Here is a 17,934-nt window from a genome sequence, read left to right as displayed (position 1 = left end):
GGTCGCGTGAATTGTCCCAGCGCGACGCGCTTCAAGGCGACATTGGCGCAATCCTCGCGTCACGTAGGTAGCCGAATGAGGGTTTTCGCCAGCCGACGAAGTATTGCCCGTCGCGCCGTATCACGGTACTGTCACAATCCTGTTGCACCTACACCGTATCCCCGTGCCAAGAGGGATGGCTCGAAGGAGAATCACTCGTGCACACAGTTATGCCGGAATGTGACACTCGGCCCAGCGCAGGCGGCGCTTTGCTCGCCGCGCGGAACGCCGATGCCGTCGCAACAGGCGCACCGCTGGGCCGTATCGGCAATCTCGAAGTGCGGCTTGCCCGCAATGAGGCCGAGATCGCCGCCGCGCAGGAAGTGCGCTACCGGGTGTTTTATGACGAGCTTGGCGCCAGGAAGGACCTGTTCCAGGCGCAGGACCGGCGCGACGCCGACCGCTTCGACCCGCTGTGCGACCATCTCCTCGTGCTGGACACTTCGATCTCCGGCCCCGAGCATCGCCGCATCGTCGGCACTTACCGCCTGCTGCGGCAAGAGATTGCCGCGACCGCCGGCGGCTTCTATTCCGAAGGCGAGTTCGAGCTGACCAAGCTGATCGCCCGCCATCCCGGCCAGCGCTTCCTTGAGCTCGGCCGCTCCTGCGTGCTGCCGGAATACCGCTCGAAGCGCACCATCGAGGCGCTGTGGCAAGGCATCTGGGCCTACATCAACCACTATGAGATCGGCGTGATGACCGGTTGTGCCTCGTTCCCTGGCACGGTGCCGGCTGCGCATGCCGAGGCGCTCACCTACCTTGCCCATCACTGCCGGACCAACTCCGCCTGGGATGTGCGGGCGGTCTCCGGGCGCTATTGCTCGATGGACCTGATGCCGATCGAGGCGGTCAACGCCAAGGCGGCGATTGCGGCCATGCCGCCGTTGGTCAAGGGCTATCTGCGCGTCGGCGCCCGCATCGGCGACGGCTGCGTCATCGACCGTGAGTTCTCCACCGTCGATGTGTTCGTGGTGATGCCGGTCAAGGAAATCGGCGCCCGCTACGTCAACTATTATGGCGGGGAAGCGCAGCGCTTTGCGGCGTGAGGCAGTAGGCAGTAGGCAGTAGGCAGTAGTGAAGGCTGCCGCGAATTGCTGACTACCGACTATTCCCTACTCACTAATCCCTCTCCCTATGGAATATCCTCCGGTCGCCGTCCCGGGCGGCTCTTGTAGGACGGAAAGGTCCAGCCGAATTTCAGCGCGCCGCCGCGCACCAGGAAAGCCGCGGCGAAGCCGGCGACATCCGAGGCCAGCGGCGGCAGGCCGGCGAGATCGCCAAGTGTGTAGAGGCCGGCGCCCGCGAGTGCGGCGGTGACGTAGATTTCGGGCCTGAGCAGCACCGATGGCTCGCCGGCCAGCAGATCGCGCAGGATGCCGCCGAACGTAGCGGTCAGCACGCCCATAACAACGGAGACGACCGGCGAGCCGGTGATGGCCAGCCCCTTGGCCGCGCCCATTATGGAAAAGGCCGCCAATCCGATGGCGTCGAGCCAGAGCAGCCATTTCCAGCGGGATTCGACGCGGTGAGCGATGAAGAAAACCAGCACCGCAACCGCCGCGCAAACCAGCACATAGCCGGAGTTGGCGACCCAAAAGACGGGCAGGTTGAGGATGACGTCGCGAAGCGTGCCGCCGCCAATGCCGGTGACGCTGGCCAGAAACAGGAAGCCGATAATGTCGAGCTGCTTGCGCGAAGCCGCCAACGCCCCGGTCGCGGCAAAGACGGCGACGCCGGCATAGTCGAGGAGGTCGATGGGTGTCAGGGACATGAGGTAGTAGGGATTGGGAATTAGGGAAAGTATGAATAACACGAAGCCGCGCGATTGATACGCCTGCCTATTCCCTCTTCCCTCTTCCCTATTCCCTCTTCCCTATTCCCTCTTCCCTATTCCCTCTTCCCTATTCCCTACTGCCTACCCTACTCACGCATCCTTCTCGGCCTGCTCGTTCACCGGCCCCGGCTCGACCGGCGCTTCGGTGGCCGCGATCTTGGGGCCGCCCTTGGCGACCCCGACCATGGCCGGCCGCAGCACGCGCTCGCCGATCGAATAGCCCGGCTGCACGACCTGGACGACGGTGTTGGCCGGCACATCGGGATTGGGCACTTCGAACATCGCCTGGTGGAAATTCGGGTCGAACTTCTCACCTTCCGGCTCAAGCTTCTTCACCCCATGCCGTTCCAGCGTCGACAGCATGGCGCGCTCGGTGATCTCGACGCCGTCGATCAGCGCCTTGAAGCCGGCATCTCCGGCCGCTTTCGCCTCGGCGGGGATAGCATCGAGCGCGCGGCGCAGATTGTCCGACACCGACAGCATGTCGCGGGCGAAATTGGCCACCGCATAGGCGCGCGCATCATGCACGTCGCGGGCGGTGCGGCGGCGCAGATTCTCCATCTCGGCTGCGACGCGCAGCGCGCGGTCCTTCAGCTCCTCGTTTTCCTTCAGCAACCGCACCAGCGCTTCATAGTCGCCGTCGATGCCGCCTTGCGTGCGCTCGGCCCCGGCCGTTTCGATATCCTCGGGCGCGCGTTCGTCTTTTGTCTGGTCGCTCATCGCCATTTCCCGTCATTCGAATGGTTTGGATTTGCGCCCGATATCGAGGTTTGGCGGCCAAAAATCAAGGGGCAAGCCCAGGAGGACGCCCACAGCAGGCAATGTTGCGGGCTGCCCGTCGGACTTGGTGCGGGGCGCAAGGACGTTCAAAATTAATTCAAACTTTACCGTAACGGCAGCCTTTGCTTGCCAATACCCCGCTATGGGGAACCATTCAAAGCTTGGAGGAGTTTTGAAACCGACACAGGATTTGAGACAATGGACCGCAATACTGGCAACAGAAGCGAAGAGCTCGCCGCCGACATCAGGCGCCAGTTCGGCACCGAGGCGACGACGCGCTTCTTGCGCACCTTGCCGGCCTTCCGCACCGAGGCCGACATTCCCGCCCGTTTCCGGGACCTGCTCGACCGGCTGGACGGCATAGAAGCCAGCATGGCCGGCGGCCAACGCCGTCAATAGCGATGCTATCGCGCGACAATTACGCGCAGTAATTTTGCGTGAGCTTTTCCTTGCGGCAGCGGGACGCCCCGCCTATGCTTCCTGATGAACATGATTTCCCCCGAGACGGCCGCCAACAGCAAGCGCGCCTGGTTGAAGATCCTGGCGCGCTACAAGAAGCCCGACCGGCGACGCAGCACTCTTGAACTCGCCATCACCCTTATTCCTTTCGTTACGCTGTGGGCGCTGTCTTCGGCAGCCTATTCCTATGGCCACTGGTGGGGCTTGATCCTGATCCTTCCCGCCGCCGGTTTTCTGGTGCGGATCTTCATGATCCAGCACGATTGCGGCCACGGCTCCTTCTTCGCCAACCGCACTGCCGACGACTGGATCGGCCGCGCGCTCGGCGTGCTGACGCTGACCCCTTACGATTGCTGGCGGCGCGCGCACGCCACCCATCACGCCAGCGCCGGCAATCTTGACGAGCGCGGCATGGGCGATATCAGGACGTTGACGGTTGCTGAATACCGGCAGCTGTCTTGGCGGGGACGCCTTGCCTATCGTCTCTACCGCCATCCCCTGGTGATGTTCGGCCTTGGCCCGATCTGGCTGTTCATCTTCGAGCAGAGGCTGCCGGTCGGCATGATGCGCGGCGGCCTGACGCCCTGGGTGTCGTCGATGACCACCAATCTCGGCATCGCGGTCGCGGCAGCGCTGCTTATCTGGCTGGTCGGCCCCGGCGCTTTCCTGATCGTCCATTTGCCGATCGTGATCCTGGCCGGATCGGCCGGAATCTGGCTGTTCTACGTCCAGCACCAGTTCGAGGAGACGGAATGGGCGAAGGACGAAGAGTGGGAATTCCAGCGTGCCGCCCTGCACGGCTCGTCCTATTATGATTTGCCGCCGGTGCTGAACTGGTTCACCGGCAATATCGGCGTCCATCACGTGCACCATCTCTCGGCCAAGGTGCCGGGCTACCGGCTGCAGGAAGTGCTGCGCGACTATCCCGAACTGCGCGGCATCGGCCGCGTCACGCTTCTCGACAGCCTGCGCTGCGTCAAGCTGGCGTTGTGGGACGAGAACCGCCGCAAGCTGATCTCGTTTCGCGAAGCGCGGGCCTTGGCCTAAAAGCAATTCCAGCAAAGTGTGAGGCGGTTTTCCGGGCTTTCGCTTGGGAATGCCGTAAGAGAAAGAAAAAAACCGCCGCACCGAAGGCGCGGCGGCATCTTCCAAAAACCGGCTCAGGCAGCCTTGCGCTCCTCGCGCATCCAGACCTTGCAGCCCTGATCATGTCAGGCGCCTTTTCGGCGATCATGATGGACGGTGCATTGGTGTTGCCGCCGATGAGCGCCGATTCCTCCCTCGCGCCCGGCGGATATTTTCCGTCCGGACAGCCAGGAGAAGGCCCGATCACAGTCTTTGTAAAGACAGGCGAAATTACCGCTGCGTCAGATGTTGCGAACGCGCCGCCAGGAGTATTTCGGCCCCTTCGGCTCCGACGCTTCGGTCGGCTGATAGTAAAGGCCCAGCCCGCCTGTGCGGCCTTCTTCGAGGCGCTTCAGCAGAACCGGGTTGGAGATTTCGAACTCGTCGAAGCCGAGGCGCAGCATATGCGGCAGCTGGTCGACGAGCACCTGGCCAGTGGCGCGGACCGCGCCCTCGAAATGGTAGCGGCTGCGCAGCAATTCGCCCTTGGAAAACGAGCGGCCGTCGCTGAAGGCCGGGAAGGCCAGCGCCACCAGCGACAGCTGGTCGAGCAGATCCACAATCTTTTCCAGCTGGTCGCCGGGCTGCAGCGCGACGCCAAGCCGCTCCTTGGCCGAGCGCCGCACTTCGGCATCGAGGCCGAGAAATGCCTGCAACGGCAGGATGAAGCGGCCATTGCCCGCCAGTGCATCCGCACTTTCGGCATGTGTCCACTCGTCCTCGCGAAAACCCGTCCGGGTCCAGAGGCGGGTCTCCGCTGTCGTCGGTTCAGTCATCGAAAATTCCTAAAAGCCCCAAAATCGAAGTCCGCGAAAGCCGGTCCACACGAAACCGGCGGCCTCCGGGCGGAAGCCGCCGTTGCAGGCCAACCTCACCTGAATATCACCATAGCTTAAAGGGATGCGTCGGTCAGCGACACTTCCAGTCCCGACAGATGGATGCCGCACTCGGTCTTGGCATGACCGGCCCAGCGTCCGCTGCGCGCATCTTCGCCCGGCTGCACCGGCTGCGTGCATGGGAAGCAGCCGATCGACAGATAGCCGTACGCAACCAGCGGATTTTCGCGCAGCGCATGCGCGCGCATGTAGTCGGCCTGATCGGATGTCGTCCAGTGCGCCAGCGGATTGATGCGTACGCGCGGGCCGACCGCCTCGAACACCGGCAGCGCGGCTCGCGTCGCCGCCTGGAAGCGCTTGCGGCCGGTCAGCCAGGCCCGGAAGGGGGCGACGCCGCGCGCCAGCGGCTCGACCTTGCGCACGTCGCAGCAGGCATCGGTGTTGCTCTGGTGCAGATTGCCGGTCGGATCGACCCGTTCGAGCGCTGCGTCTTCGGGCTTGATCACCCTGATGTTGGTCAGCCCGAAATCGGCGACCAGCGCATCGCGGTAGCCCAGCGTCTCTTCGAAATGCTTGCCGGTGTCCAGGAAGATGACCGGCAGCGTGCGGTCGACCTTGGCGATCATATGCAGCAGGACGGCGGAATCCGCGCCGAAGGACGACACGGCGGCGATCTCGTCATGAAACAATTCGCTCGCCGCGCGTTCGATGATGTCGAGCGGGCTCAGATGTCCATACAGCGCGTCGAAGCCCGCCGCTTTGGCGGCGATGCTGTCGTCGACGTCGAGGATGCGGTCAAGCGGCCTTGGTTTCGCCAGCATAGAGCGCCTCCTTGAACGGCGCGGGACCGACACGGCGGTAGGCGTCGATAAAACGTTCACTGGGACCGAGCCGAAGGCCGAGATAGGTGTCGACGATCTGCTCGATGGCGTCGGTGATCTCTTCCGAAGAGAAGCCGCGGCCGATGATTTCGCCAACCGAGGTGTTCTCGTCGGCCGATCCGCCAAGCGTCACCTGGTAGAGCTCGGAGCCCTTCTTCTCGACGCCGAGGATACCGATATGGCCGACATGGTGGTGGCCGCAGGCATTGATGCAGCCGGAAATCTTCAGCTTCAATTCGCCGATCTCGCGCTGCCGCTCCAGCGAGGCGAAGCGAAGCGAAATCTCCTGCGCGATCGGGATCGAGCGCGCCGTCGCCAGCGCGCAATAGTCGAGGCCAGGGCACGCGATAATATCGCTAATCAGGTTGGAATTGGCCGTCGCCAGACCAATATCGACCAGCGCATCATAGACAGCCTTGAGATCGGCGCGCGCCACATGCGGCAGGATCAGGTTCTGCTCATGGCTGACGCGCAGTTCGTCGAACGCGTATTTCTCGGCGATGTCGGCGACCGCTTCCATCTGGCTGTCGGTGGCATCGCCCGGCACCTCGCCGATGCCTTTCAGCGAGATCGTCACCGCGGCATAGTCAGGATGGCGATGCGTCACGACATTCTGGTCGAGCCAATCCGAGAAGCTTTTGGAATCGAGCCGCGCCAGCTTGATCGCCGCGTCGCCTTCCGGCCGGGCGGTCAGTGCCGGCGGCGCGAAATAGGCGTCGATGGCACGGATGTCGGCTTCCGGCAGCTTCAGCTCGGCGTCCTTCAGCTCCTGCCATTCGGCCTCGACCTGGCGGGTGATTTCCTCGACGCCTGTCTCGTGGACGAGGATCTTGATGCGCGCCTTGTACTTGTTGTCGCGGCGGCCATAGAGGTTGTACACGCGCAGGATCGCCGTGCAGTAGGAAAGCAGGTCGGCTTCCGGCAGGAAGTCGCGGATCTTGCGCGCCACCATCGGCGTGCGGCCCTGGCCGCCACCGACATAGACGGCAAAGCCGAGCTCGCCGGCGGCGTTCTTCTTCAGATGCAGACCGATATCATGCGTCTGGATGGCGGCGCGGTCGCGCTCGGCCCCGGTCACCGCGATCTTGAACTTGCGCGGCAGGAACGAGAATTCCGGATGCACAGACGACCATTGCCGCAGGATCTCGGCATAGGGGCGCGGATCGGCGACCTCGTCGGCGGCGGCGCCGGCGAAATGGTCGGCGGTGACGTTGCGGATGCAATTGCCGCTGGTCTGGATGGCATGCATCTCGACGCTGGCGAGATCGGCCAGGATCGCCGGAATGTCGGACAGCGCCGGCCAGTTGAACTGGATGTTCTGGCGCGTGGTGAAGTGGCCGTAGCCCTTGTCGTATTTGCGCGCGATGTGGCCGAGCATGCGCAGTTGCGCGCTGTTCAGCGTGCCATAGGGCACCGCGATGCGCAGCATGTAGGCGTGCAGCTGCAGGTAGACGCCGTTCATCAGCCGCAGCGGCCGGAACTGATCCTCGGTGATCTCGCCGGACAGGCGGCGTTCGACCTGGTCGCTGAACTCGGCGACGCGGGCCTGGACAAAATCGTGGTCGAACTCATCGTAGCGGTACATGTTTCGTCTTTCAGGGCGCGTCCGCCCGTATTTTGTTAAGCTGCCCGCGCAGCCTGCTTGCCCAGATCTTCCCGGATGGTCGGGCCGGCGGCGCGGATCTTTTCGCGCAGCCGCACCGGCACGACGACGCCATTGACGACTTCAGCGTCGATCAGATTCACGTCGACAACCTGATTGTTGGCGTTGGCCTTGGCGCCGATTGCTTCCAGCCTGTCCTCTGCCGCTTGGTCATGGGCAAGGTCGGCATGGTCGACCGTCTCGGCCCAGCCGCCATCGGCATACCAGACGGCGATGCCGTCGGAGAGGCGGTTTGCGGTCAGTATCTTCATGGCTCGACCTCTGCGTCGGCCGCGTTGGCGGCGCCCTCATAGTTATGTGCCGCGAGCGGCTCGGAACGTTCAAAGTTGGCGCCGGCAACCGCGTCGCCGATGATGGTCATCACCGGACCGGCCAGATCGGCGCGCTCTTCCAGCGACGGCAAATCGGCCAGTGTGCCGTGGAAACGGCGGCGGTTCTGCAAGCTGGCATTCTCGACCACGGCAACCGCCGTGTCCGGCGACAGGCCGGCCTCGATCAGCCGTCCGGCGACTTCGGCGGCGACCGAGCGGCCCATATAGACGGCTACGGTGGCGCCGGAAATGGCGAGCTTGGCCCAATCCGGCAGCGAATTGCCCTTCAGATCATGGCCGGTGGTGAACACCATCGACGAGGAGACGCCGCGCAGCGTCAGCGGCAGCTCGAAATCGGCGGCGGCGGCAAAGGCGGCGGTGACCCCGGGAACGACATCATAGGCGATGCCGGCATCGCGCAGTGCGGCCATCTCCTCGCCGGCGCGGCCGAACACCAGCGGGTCGCCCGACTTCAGCCGCACGACGCGCTTGCCCTGCCTGCCGAGATCGACCAGCAGCGCATTGATCTCGGCCTGGCTCTTGGTGTGGCATCCCTTGCGTTTTCCGACCGGCAGCCGCTCGGCGTCGCGGCGGCCCATGGCGACGATCGCCTCCGGCACCAGCGCGTCATAGACGATGACGTCGGCTTCCATCAAAAGCCGATGCGCGCGCAGCGTCAGAAGATCCTCAGCACCTGGCCCGGCGCCAACCAACGCGATATGGCCCGAAGCCGGAGCCTTCGACAGCAACAGATCGGCGGCGGCGTCATGCGCCTGCGAAAGCTCGCCGGCTTCGACGGCGCGCGCCGGTGCACCCTGGAAAAAACTGCTCCAGAACTGGCGGCGGGCGTTGCCTTTCGGCAGCAGCTTTTCGGCGGCACCCCGGAACGAGGCGGCAAGCGCTGCCAGCGGCCCGAGCGACGGCGACAGCATGCGGTCGATGCGGCTGCGCAGCATCTGCGCCAGCACCGGACCCGCGCCTTCCGTGCCGATGGCGATGGCGACCGGGGCGCGGTTGACCAGCGCCGGGGTGAAGAAATCGCATAGCTCCGGCCGGTCGACGGCATTGACCGGAATGCCAAGGCGGCGCGCATCGTGGGCGACGCGGCGGTCGAGCGTCTCGTCGCCGCTGGCGGCAAACACCAGGACCGCGCCTTCGAGATGCGCGGCGTCGTAGGGGGCGTCGATACGGATGGCGCCGGTCGTGGCGATGAAGCTCAGCAATTCGGCGTCGGCAACATCGGCAATGATGCGAAGCACAGCACTCGACTGATCAAGTAGCCGCGCCTTGGCCAACGCTTCGCCTCCGCCGCCGACGATGGCCACGGCTTCGCCTTCGACCCGCATGAAGACCGGGAACGCGGTGAGCTTGGGATTGGTGTGCGGCATGACGAACAGATTCCAGAACAATTCGGCAGTTTTAGGCGCGGACGCGAAAAAGCTGAAGGAACCCACTCGCGCATCCCCTGACGGGAGGCAATCGGTTTTCCGCAAGCCAAAGGGCCAAGAGAAAAATATTCCACATCCGCATATCAGGCGGATTCAAGCTGCTGCCGCAGACTTTGTTCTGCGGCTCTTTTATCCGGGAACCGGCCAAGCTGCAAAATTATTTTTTCTAAATTCTACCAATCTAGTAGATTAAAAGCCGTCACCTCGGACATTGCTCCGATAGACGATAGATCGGGCTTGGTATGGCTGCGTGCGATCTCGGCGAACGAAGTGGAACGTTCCCGCTTCGCCACGCGTTCTGCCCCTGCCGTAACAGACAATCGTCGGCTGGATTTGAACCTTCAAACAGGAGCCCGCAAATGAGCAAGATCAACCTGAAACATGGCCTTCTGGTCATGGTGGCCGATGGCGAGAAAGCGCTGTTCCTGAAGAACGAGGGCGACAATCTCTATCCGAACCTGCAGCTCTTCCAGGAGATGAAACAGGACAATCCGGCAACGCGCGAACAAGGCAGCGACAGTCCCGGCCGCTACAATGACGGCCCCTCCGTGCATCGCAGCGCGGTTGAGGAAACCGACTGGCACCGGCAGGGCAAGGAACACTTTGCCGAAGAGATCGCGGACCGGCTCTACAAGCTCGCCCATCACGGCATCTTCGACGACATCGTGCTGGTCGCGCCGCCGCTGGTGCTCGGCACCATGCGCAAGAAATTGCACAAGGAAGTCACCGACAAGGTGCAGGCGGAGATCCCAAAGACACTGACCAACCGCCCGCTGATCGACATCGAGGCCATGCTGCAGCAGGCAGCCTGACGCTATCTCATAGATCATTCGCGCGCGCAGCGTTTTCGCTGCGCGCGCCTTTCGTTTTTCGGCGCCTCTGGCCACCAATTTACGTCTCGCGGGTTGCGTCGCCCGCACCCCCTCCACCATATTGCAAAGGCGGCGGCTGCGGGCGGCGCACACCCGACATTTCCCGAAAGGCGCTCCATAGACAATGCCGCATGACACGCCCCTTATCGCCACCATCGTCGCCGGTCTGGGGCTGGCATTCATCTTCGGGGCGCTCGCCAACCGTTTTCGCATCCCGCCGCTGGTCGGCTATCTCGTCGCCGGCGTGCTGGTCGGACCGAACACGCCGGGTTTCGTCGCCGATGCCGGCCTTGCCAATGAGTTGGCCGAAATCGGCGTCATCCTGCTCATGTTCGGCGTCGGCCTGCATTTCTCGCTGAAGGACCTTCTCTCCGTCCGCGCCATCGCCGTACCCGGCGCCATCGTCCAGATCGGCTTTGCCACCGCGCTGGGCGCCGGCCTTGCCTGGATGCTCGGCTGGTCGATGGGCGCCGGCCTGGTCTTCGGCCTGGCGCTTTCCGTCGCGTCCACAGTGGTGCTGTTGCGCGCGTTGCAGGAGCGACGGCTGATCGAGACCGAGCGCGGCCGCATCGCCGTCGGCTGGCTGATCGTCGAGGACCTCGCCATGGTGCTGGCGCTGGTGCTTTTGCCGGCGTTGGCCGGCGTGCTCGGCGGCCAGCCGCAGGTCGATGACCATGCGAGCCTTTTGTCGCTGCCGGCCAGCTACGGCATCTGGGGCGTCGTCGGCCTCACGCTCGCCAAGGTCGCCGCCTTCGTCATCGTCATGCTGGTGGTCGGCCGCCGGGTCATTCCGTGGATCCTGCATTACGTCGCCCATACCGGCTCGCGCGAACTGTTCCGGCTGGCGGTGCTGGCGATCGCGCTCGGCGTCGCATACGGCGCCGCCAAACTGTTCGGCGTCTCGCTGGCGCTTGGCGCCTTCTTCGCCGGCATGATCATGAGCGAATCCGAGCTCAGCCACCGCGCGGCGGAGGAATCGCTGCCGCTGCGCGACGCCTTCTCGGTGCTGTTCTTCGTCTCGGTCGGCATGCTGTTCGATCCGTTCAGCCTGATGAGCAATGGCTGGCCGATCCTGGCGACGCTGGCCATCATCGTCATCGGCAAGTCGCTGGCCGCCTTCGTCATCGTCATCGCCTTCCGCTATCCGCTGGGAACCGCCTTGATGATCTCGGCCAGCCTCGCGCAGATCGGCGAATTCTCCTTCATCCTGGCGGAGCTCGGCGTCGGGCTGAAGCTGTTGCCGCAACAGGGACGCGACCTGATCCTGGCAGGCGCCATCCTGTCGATCCTGGTCAATCCGCTGATGTTCCTCGCCCTCGACTGGATGAAGCCATGGCTGGACGCGCGTGCCGCCAAGGCAGCACCACCGGAAGAGGCCAAGCCGGTCGGCCCGGCGACGCAGCCCGGACAAGTGGCCTCGGTGGCCGCCGCGGCAAAAGAGGATGGCCCACCGCCACGCACAACGCTTTCGGGCCACACCAATCCTGATCGGCTACGGCCGCGTCGGCAGCCTGGTAGGTGCGGCGCTGAAACAGGCATCGCTGTCCTTCCTGGTCATCGAGGACGCCGACAAGACGCTGGCGAGGCTGAGAGACGACGGCGTCGAAATCGTCTCCGGCAACGCGGCCAATGCAGGTGTATTCGCCGCCGCCAATCCGCAGGGCGCCAGGCGATTGATCCTTGCCATACCCAACGCCTTCGAGGCCGGGCAGATTGTGCTCCGGGCACGCGCAGCCAACCCCGGCATCAACGTCATCGCGCGGGCCCATTCCGACGCCGAGGTGGAGCATCTGAAGGGGCTCGGCGCCGACACCGTCATCATGGGCGAACGCGAGATCGCCCGCGGCATCGTGCAAGAAGTGCTGGAGCAAAAGCCGATGCCGCGCCCCGAAGCCATTGAGCCCTCCCCGGCCTGAGGCTTGCCCACAGGCGCGTTGATCACGCCACGAAGGCGGAGCCGCCATTATGCGCGACGCTGGCGAGATACTTTGCCGGCGGCTTGCCGAGCGCTTTCTTGAACATGGTAATGAAGGCGGTGACGGAGGCGTAGCCGAGATCGCCCGAAACCTGCTGGACGCTCGCACCGGAGGCCAGCTCCCGTATGGCGACGATCAGGTGCAATTGCTGGCGCCAGCGGCCGAAGCTCAGTCCGGTCTCCTTCACCACAAGACGGGCGAGACTGCTATCTGAGAGCGCGACGCGACTGGCCCACTCGGCAAGCGTGCTGCGGTCGGCAGGGTCTTGCGCCAACGCATCGGCGATCCGCCGCAAGCGCGGCTCGGCGGAGATCGGCAGATGCAGCTGCTGGACCGGCATGCGCGGCAGTTCGGAGAGCAGGATCGTGGTCAGGAGCCCGTCCCTCGCCTCATCCTCCTCCACGCGATCGGCCAGCTCGACGATCAGTTCGCGCAGCAGCGGCGAGATCGACAGCGTGCAGCACCGGTCCGGCAGATCGGCGGCTCCCGGCTCGATATAGACGAAGAAAATCCGCGCATTGGCCGTCGCGATATTGCTGTGTTCCATGCCACCGGGAATCCACACCCCGCAATGCGGCGGCACCATCCACAGACCGCTGGGCACGCGGCAGGTGACGCCACCGCCGAGCGCGAAGACGAGCTGGCCCTTCCGATGCCAATGGGCAGCCACTTCCGCTTTGGTTTCGGTGACATCGACGCGAACCGCAATTGCAGGAGCGATCACATCATCGACGTCGAAATTGACCCAGGGGTAGCGGAGAGGCTGTCTCATGATTGACGGCTTTTAGCGACTATTCGCCATGATAGCTAAATTCTTTGATCCGGGAAGTCGATAAGCTCTGGTTCGTGGCTGGCATTTCACAAACCGGCAGGAGGGCTTCCCATGCGCGCGCTCGTCATGTCTCCCGACGACCCCACCAGACTGACGCTCGCCGAGGTCGAGGACCCTCGGCCCCTCCCCAACGAAGCGCTTGTCTGCGTCCACGCAACCTCGTTGAACCGCGGCGAACTGCGCCTGCTCACCATACGCCCAAAAGGCTGGATACCCGGCCAGGACATCGCAGGGATTGTCGAACGGGCGGCAGCCGATGGCTCCGGGCCTGCCGTCGGCGCCCGGGTTGTGGCTTTGGTCGACGAGGCCGGCTGGGCGCAACGGGTCGCCGTTCCGACCGACCGCTTCGCCGTCATCCCGGATGAGGTCAGCTTCGTTTCCGCCGCCACGCTTCCCGTGGCGGGCACGACGGCTCTCAGGGTCTTGCGCCATGGCGGCGACCTCGCGGGACAGCAGGTGTTGATCACCGGCGCCGGCGGCGCGGTCGGCCGTTTCCAGATCCAGATCGCCCGCGAGCAAGGCGCCGCGGTGACTGCAATCGCCGCCGCCCGGCACGCCGAGGATCTCCGCGGTCTTGGTGCTCACGAACTCGTCGAGTCGATCGAACTGGCCGAAGGGCCATTCTCTCTGATCACCGAGTCGGTCGGCGGCCAAAGCCTCGCCCATGCCATCGAACGCGTCGCCCCCGGCGGCACCATCGTCATGTTCGGTTCGAGCAGCGGCGAACTCACGCCGGTTGGCTTCAGACAGTTCGTTCCGGGCCATGAGGGAGCGAGGCTTCAGACTTTCGCCTACTACACATCCGGTCCAGCCATTGGCGCGGACATCGCCTCGCTGCTCGCTCTGGTCGCGGCCGGCCGGCTGGAAACCCGTGTGTCCATGACCGTGCCGTGGACAGACATCACCCAGGCCCTGGACGCCCTGCGCCAGCGCAGCTTCAGCGGCAAGGCTGTTCTCACCATCGCCGAATGAGCAGTCTGTCAGTGCTCAGACGTGCTGGCCGCCATTGATGTGGATTTCCGAGCCCGTCACATAGGACGCCTGCTGCGAGCACAGGAAGAAGATGATGTCGGCGACTTCCGAGGTGGCGCCAAGGCGCCTGAGTGGGATCGTCTCGACGATCTTGTCGGTGCCAGGCGACAGGATCGCGGTGTCGATCTCGCCCGGCGCAATCGCATTGACGCGGATGCCGTGCGGGCCGAAATCATGCGCCATCTCGCGCGTCAGCGAGCCGAGCGCCGCCTTCGAGGTCGCATAGGCGGTGCCGGCGAAAGGATGCACGCGCGTGCCGGCGATCGAGGTGACGTTGACGATCGAACCTTTCGCTGCAGCAAGCTCCTTGAAGAGGCCCCGCGCGAGCATGATCGGCGCGAAGAAATTCACCTGGAACACATCGCGCCAGACATGCATCGGCGTGTCGATCGAATCCATGCGGCTGTTGCCGTCCTTGAGCTTTGGCGAGATGCCGGCATTGTTGACCAGAGCGTGCAACTGGCCGCCATGCGCCTCGAGCCGGTGACGGATCTCCGAGACGGCGATGCCGACATCTTCCTGGTCGGCGAGATCGACCTTGATGTGATCTTCCGGACCGGCCGGCCACGGACAATCCTCGGCAAAGGCCTGGCGCGAACAGGTGATGACGCGCCAGCCCTCACGCGAAAAGCGCTTGACCGTAGCATGTCCGATGCCGCGGCTGGCTCCGGTCAGCACGATGGTTTTTCTGGTGTCGGTCTCAGCCATGTCTGTCACTCCGGCCGGAGATGTAGCCGAATGCCGCGGAGGTGGCGAGAGGCCGAATTGTCACCGCAGCTCTCATATGAGGAACGGATTGCCAGCTCGCCATTGGTTTGAAGCCAGGATGACGAGCCGCTCAGCCGCCGCCGAGAATATCCAGGATTGAGGTTTTCCGCTTCTTGGCCGGGCCGCCGACGCTGCCCGGCGGTACTGGATGCTTGATCGAGGCCGTGGTGCCGCCGTCGCCCGGCATGTTGAAACCGTCGGCATCGACCGTTTCGGCCGGACGGCGGACCGGTGCTTGTGCGGGTACAGTGGCAGGTGCCAGAGCGGCAGCAGGCTCCGAACGGCTGACGGCAACGGCAGGCAACGGCGCCGCCTGGTTGTTATCGACTGACGGAATATCGTCGGGCACGATGGTATCGGGCGGCGTCGATTTCCAGGTCCCGGGCAGCGGCCTAACCGGCACGCCTTCATGCGCGGCAACCATGAATTCGTGCCAGGCCTGTGCCGGAAGCGCGCCACCGGTGACCTTCTTCATCGGCGTGCCGTCATCATTGCCGAACCATACGCCGGTGGTGAGGTTTGCGGTGTAACCGACGAACCAGGCGTCGCGCGAATTCTGGCTGGTTCCAGTCTTCCCAGCAGACGGCCAGGCGAAGGCCGCCTTCTTCGCCGTGCCGATCTCGACCGTGCCGGTCATCATCGAGTTCATCATGCCGACAATGTTCGGCTTGACGACGCGCGGCGCGCTGCCGCCATTGTCGTCATAGAGCACCTTGCCTTCGGTCGTGGTGATGCGGCGGATGAAATGGATGTCGGGCTTGTAGCCGCCATTGGCGAACGGCACATAGGCCGATGTCAGCTCCAGCGGCGTCACTTCCGAGGTGCCGAGCGCGATCGAGGTGTTGGCGATCAGGTCGGACTGGATGCCCATCCGATGCGCCGCCTCGACCACCGCGTCGGGCCCGACCTCCATGGTCAGCTGTGCCGCGACGGAATTCAGCGACTTCGCCAAAGCGGTCGCCAACGTCACCTTGCCGAAATACTTGCCGCCGTAATTGTCCGGTGTCCATTTGCCGATCTTGATCGGCGCGTCGTTGCGCACGCTGTCCGGGGTGCGGCCGGCTTCGAGTGCGGCCATATAGACGAACGGCTTGAACGCCGAGCCCGGTTGACGGCGTGCTTCGGAGGCGCGGTCGAACTGGCTGGCCGAATAGTCGTAGCCGCCGACCATGGCGCGCACGGCGCCGGAATTGTCGATCGAGACCAGCGCGCCCTGGCTGACATTGAGCTTCTTGCCGCTCTCGTCGATCAGCCGGCGGATCGACTCTTCGGCGAGCTTCTGCAGGTTGAGGTCGACGGTGGTGTCGACGACGATGTCGCTGCGCACGTCACCGATCAGATCGGGCAGCTCTTCCATGATGGTGTCGGCGACGTAGTTTTCCGAACCGGTCCAGTAGGATGGCGCGCGCGTTGCCGGCGCGCTCATCGCCGAGGCCAGTTCCTTGGCGCTGATCTTGCCTTCGTCGCGCATGGCGGCGAGCACCAGCTGCGAACGCTCCTCCGCCGCTTTCGGGTCGCGCGCCGGCGACAGCCGCGACGGCGCTTTCAAGAGGCCGGCAAGAAGGGCCGCTTCCGACAAGGTGACATCGCGCGCGCTCTTGCCGAAATAGCGGCGCGAGGCCGCCTCGACGCCATAGGCGCCGGAGCCGAAATAGACCCGGTTGAGGTACATTTCGAGGATCTGGTCCTTGGTATGCTTGTGCTCCAGCCACAGCGCCAGCAGCACTTCCTGCACCTTGCGCTCCAGCGTGCGGTCGGGCTTCAGGAACAGGTTCTTGGCCAGCTGCTGGGTCAGCGTCGAGCCGCCCTGCGAGAAACGCCGGCCCAGAACGTTGGTCACCATGGCGCGCGACAGACCGATCGGGTCGATGCCGAAATGCGAATAGAAGCGGCGATCCTCGATGGCGATGACGGCTTCGGGAATATAAGGCGACATTTCGTGCAGGCCGACCGCCTCGCCGCCGCTCATGCCGCGGTTGGCAAGCAGTTGCCCGTCGACCGAGACGATCTTGATGTTGGGGGCACGGTCGGGGATGGACCAGGTGGTCGCCGCCGGCATCTTGGCGCCGTAATAGACGACAATGCCGGCCACCGCGATGCCGCCCCAGATGCAGAGCACGAAGCACCAGTAGAACATCCGGGCCATTACGCCGAAAAGGCCGCGCCGGGCTTTGCCTCGCTTGCCGCGTGACGATGATTTTGCCTTGGAGGTTTTGCGCGCCGAAGATGATTTGCGATTGGCCGGCACGACCCGATCCTCCTCGTTCACCGAGAAACCGGCCGCGGATTTCGCCTTTGGCGATCCCTCGAAGCTGGGTTCGATGCGACTGTCTCTGCGGTTCGCCATGCGTTGCGCTGTCTTCCCGGTGCCAATGGCGCTCGGGTTGGAGGGTAGATGCGGCGGTTTAAGGGCGCGTTAAAGCAGGGTATGCACCCTTCTGAAATTCCTTAAGAAATTTCTAAAATCCGCTGCCGCCAACTGGGTCCGAAAGGCGCATCCTCGCGGCCTGTCTGCCGCAAAAGGCAGAGGCCCTGGCTACCCCGAATATTTCAATTCTGCTGGATCGAGATGCCCTTGTCGTCGATCTTCAGTTCGACGCCCTTGGGCTTGGTCTGTTCGTGATAGACATATGCACCGAGCGCGATGACCACGACAACGAGCGCGCCGACAAGGAGATAGAGAGTGTTCTGTTTCACGGCGCGCTCCTTTTGGAGCAATTCCAGGAAAGCGCAGGCTTTCCGCTGAGGAATTGCGTTAAGTAAAAACTTCGAGCGTCACGCTCGCTTCAGAACCTTGACCAGCACCAGCAGGATGACGGCGCCGATCGTTGCGTTGATGATGGCAGCCAGAATGCCGCCTCCGATAGCGAAGCCGAGCCTTGGAAACAGCCAGCCGGCGATCAGGGCGCCGATAATGCCGACGACGATGTTGCCGATCAGGCCGAAGCCGAAGCCCGAGACGATGAGGCCGGCGAGCCAGCCGGCAATGGCGCCGATGATGATGAAGATGAGAAGGCTTTCGATGCCCATGACGCGTTCCTCCAGGAAGAGAGGCTACGGAGCGGAAGACCCCGAATC

18 protein-coding genes and 1 pseudogene are annotated in these 17,934 nt (G+C 64.0%); 7 read left to right on the top strand and 12 right to left on the bottom strand.

The window, feature by feature from the left end:
* The first annotated feature begins 209 nt into the window (after positions 1 to 209).
* Entirely contained in the window at positions 210 to 1,085 is an 876-nt protein-coding gene (gene olsB, locus ACYG9Y_RS00615) for a l-ornithine N(alpha)-acyltransferase (protein ID WP_023683057.1), read from the top strand.
* 86 nt (positions 1,086 to 1,171) lie between these two features.
* Here the strand turns inward: olsB and ACYG9Y_RS00610 are convergent, their stop codons facing one another.
* Both ACYG9Y_RS00610 and grpE read right to left on the bottom strand, forming a co-directional pair.
* Positions 1,172 to 1,804 carry a trimeric intracellular cation channel family protein gene (locus ACYG9Y_RS00610; protein ID WP_023737534.1) on the bottom strand — a complete coding sequence of 211 codons (633 nt, stop codon included), beginning with the start codon at positions 1,802 to 1,804 and terminating at the stop codon, positions 1,172 to 1,174.
* A 159-nt stretch (positions 1,805 to 1,963) separates the two neighbouring features.
* Positions 1,964 to 2,593 carry a nucleotide exchange factor GrpE gene (grpE, locus tag ACYG9Y_RS00605; RefSeq protein WP_023737533.1) on the bottom strand — a complete coding sequence of 210 codons (630 nt, stop codon included), beginning with the start codon at positions 2,591 to 2,593 and terminating at the stop codon, positions 1,964 to 1,966.
* A 258-nt stretch (positions 2,594 to 2,851) separates the two neighbouring features.
* Between grpE and ACYG9Y_RS00600 the strand changes: the two genes are divergently transcribed.
* Together ACYG9Y_RS00600 and ACYG9Y_RS00595 are read left to right on the top strand one after the other, a co-directional pair.
* The gene (locus tag ACYG9Y_RS00600) at positions 2,852 to 3,052 is read left to right on the top strand and encodes a hypothetical protein (RefSeq protein ID WP_023669766.1); all 201 of its coding nucleotides are present in this window, start codon (positions 2,852 to 2,854) and stop codon (positions 3,050 to 3,052) included.
* An 84-nt stretch (positions 3,053 to 3,136) separates the two neighbouring features.
* Positions 3,137 to 4,159: a fatty acid desaturase gene (locus tag ACYG9Y_RS00595; RefSeq protein ID WP_023691976.1), complete on the top strand. Its 1,023-nt coding sequence runs from the start codon at positions 3,137 to 3,139 to the stop codon at positions 4,157 to 4,159.
* A gap of 320 nt (positions 4,160 to 4,479) precedes the next feature.
* Here ACYG9Y_RS00595 and ACYG9Y_RS00590 read toward each other — a convergent pair whose 3' ends face one another.
* From ACYG9Y_RS00590 to cysG, 5 genes are all read right to left on the bottom strand, one after another.
* Positions 4,480 to 5,013, bottom strand: coding sequence for a DUF934 domain-containing protein (locus ACYG9Y_RS00590; protein ID WP_023691978.1), 534 nt, complete (start codon positions 5,011 to 5,013; stop codon positions 4,480 to 4,482).
* A 116-nt stretch (positions 5,014 to 5,129) separates the two neighbouring features.
* Complete coding sequence (locus ACYG9Y_RS00585) at positions 5,130 to 5,894, bottom strand: phosphoadenylyl-sulfate reductase (protein ID WP_023691979.1); 765 nt, start codon at positions 5,892 to 5,894, stop codon at positions 5,130 to 5,132.
* Positions 5,869 to 7,539 (bottom strand): nitrite/sulfite reductase, encoded by a 1,671-nt coding sequence (locus ACYG9Y_RS00580; RefSeq protein WP_023683051.1) that lies wholly within the window; start codon positions 7,537 to 7,539, stop codon positions 5,869 to 5,871. Before ACYG9Y_RS00580 ends, ACYG9Y_RS00585 begins: the two co-directional genes overlap by 26 nt.
* A 35-nt stretch (positions 7,540 to 7,574) precedes the next feature.
* Complete coding sequence (locus ACYG9Y_RS00575) at positions 7,575 to 7,868, bottom strand: DUF2849 domain-containing protein (RefSeq protein ID WP_023737532.1); 294 nt, start codon at positions 7,866 to 7,868, stop codon at positions 7,575 to 7,577.
* Positions 7,865 to 9,316: a siroheme synthase CysG gene (gene cysG / locus ACYG9Y_RS00570; RefSeq protein WP_023704213.1), complete on the bottom strand. Its 1,452-nt coding sequence runs from the start codon at positions 9,314 to 9,316 to the stop codon at positions 7,865 to 7,867. Before cysG ends, ACYG9Y_RS00575 begins: the two co-directional genes overlap by 4 nt.
* On the opposite strand from cysG, the gene ACYG9Y_RS00565 reads away from it, so the two are divergent.
* From ACYG9Y_RS00565 to ACYG9Y_RS00555, 3 genes and pseudogenes are all read left to right on the top strand, one after another.
* On the top strand, positions 9,315 to 9,569 hold the full coding sequence (locus ACYG9Y_RS00565; protein WP_156929730.1) for a hypothetical protein: 255 nt from the start codon (positions 9,315 to 9,317) through the stop codon (positions 9,567 to 9,569). The two genes, cysG and ACYG9Y_RS00565, sit on opposite strands and share 2 nt — an antisense overlap.
* Positions 9,570 to 9,735: 166 nt before the next feature.
* On the top strand, positions 9,736 to 10,188 hold the full coding sequence (locus tag ACYG9Y_RS00560; RefSeq protein ID WP_023737531.1) for a baeRF12 domain-containing protein: 453 nt from the start codon (positions 9,736 to 9,738) through the stop codon (positions 10,186 to 10,188).
* A 184-nt stretch (positions 10,189 to 10,372) separates the two neighbouring features.
* A pseudogene (locus ACYG9Y_RS00555) lies at positions 10,373 to 12,164 on the top strand (cation:proton antiporter domain-containing protein).
* A gap of 22 nt (positions 12,165 to 12,186) precedes the next feature.
* On the opposite strand, the gene ACYG9Y_RS00550 reads toward ACYG9Y_RS00555, so the two are convergent.
* Positions 12,187 to 12,996, bottom strand: a complete 810-nt coding sequence (locus tag ACYG9Y_RS00550; protein ID WP_023737530.1) for an AraC family transcriptional regulator — start codon at positions 12,994 to 12,996, stop codon at positions 12,187 to 12,189.
* A gap of 111 nt (positions 12,997 to 13,107) precedes the next feature.
* Here ACYG9Y_RS00550 and ACYG9Y_RS00545 point away from each other — a divergent pair, with 111 nt between their 5' ends.
* Positions 13,108 to 14,028, top strand: a complete 921-nt coding sequence (locus ACYG9Y_RS00545; protein ID WP_023737529.1) for a zinc-binding dehydrogenase — start codon at positions 13,108 to 13,110, stop codon at positions 14,026 to 14,028.
* Positions 14,029 to 14,043: 15 nt separating this feature from the next.
* Here ACYG9Y_RS00545 and ACYG9Y_RS00540 read toward each other — a convergent pair whose 3' ends face one another.
* The 4 genes from ACYG9Y_RS00540 to ACYG9Y_RS00525 all read right to left on the bottom strand — a co-directional run bounded on the left by ACYG9Y_RS00540 (position 14,044) and on the right by ACYG9Y_RS00525 (position 17,886).
* The gene (locus tag ACYG9Y_RS00540) at positions 14,044 to 14,796 is read right to left on the bottom strand and encodes an SDR family NAD(P)-dependent oxidoreductase (protein ID WP_023669777.1); all 753 of its coding nucleotides are present in this window, start codon (positions 14,794 to 14,796) and stop codon (positions 14,044 to 14,046) included.
* Positions 14,797 to 14,926: 130 nt separating this feature from the next.
* Complete coding sequence (locus ACYG9Y_RS00535) at positions 14,927 to 17,203, bottom strand: transglycosylase domain-containing protein (protein ID WP_023737528.1); 2,277 nt, start codon at positions 17,201 to 17,203, stop codon at positions 14,927 to 14,929.
* Between the two features lie 203 nt (positions 17,204 to 17,406).
* Positions 17,407 to 17,553: a hypothetical protein gene (locus tag ACYG9Y_RS00530; protein WP_023686592.1), complete on the bottom strand. Its 147-nt coding sequence runs from the start codon at positions 17,551 to 17,553 to the stop codon at positions 17,407 to 17,409.
* A 78-nt stretch (positions 17,554 to 17,631) separates the two neighbouring features.
* A complete protein-coding gene (locus tag ACYG9Y_RS00525; RefSeq protein ID WP_023683047.1) occupies positions 17,632 to 17,886 on the bottom strand; it encodes a GlsB/YeaQ/YmgE family stress response membrane protein in 255 nt (84 codons plus the stop codon).
* Positions 17,887 to 17,934 lie beyond the last annotated feature (48 nt).

The sequence above is a fragment of the Mesorhizobium sp. W050 genome (assembly GCF_054719535.1).
Note: the sequence above shows the minus strand (reverse complement) of the source record. Positions and strands in the feature narration are given on the sequence as shown.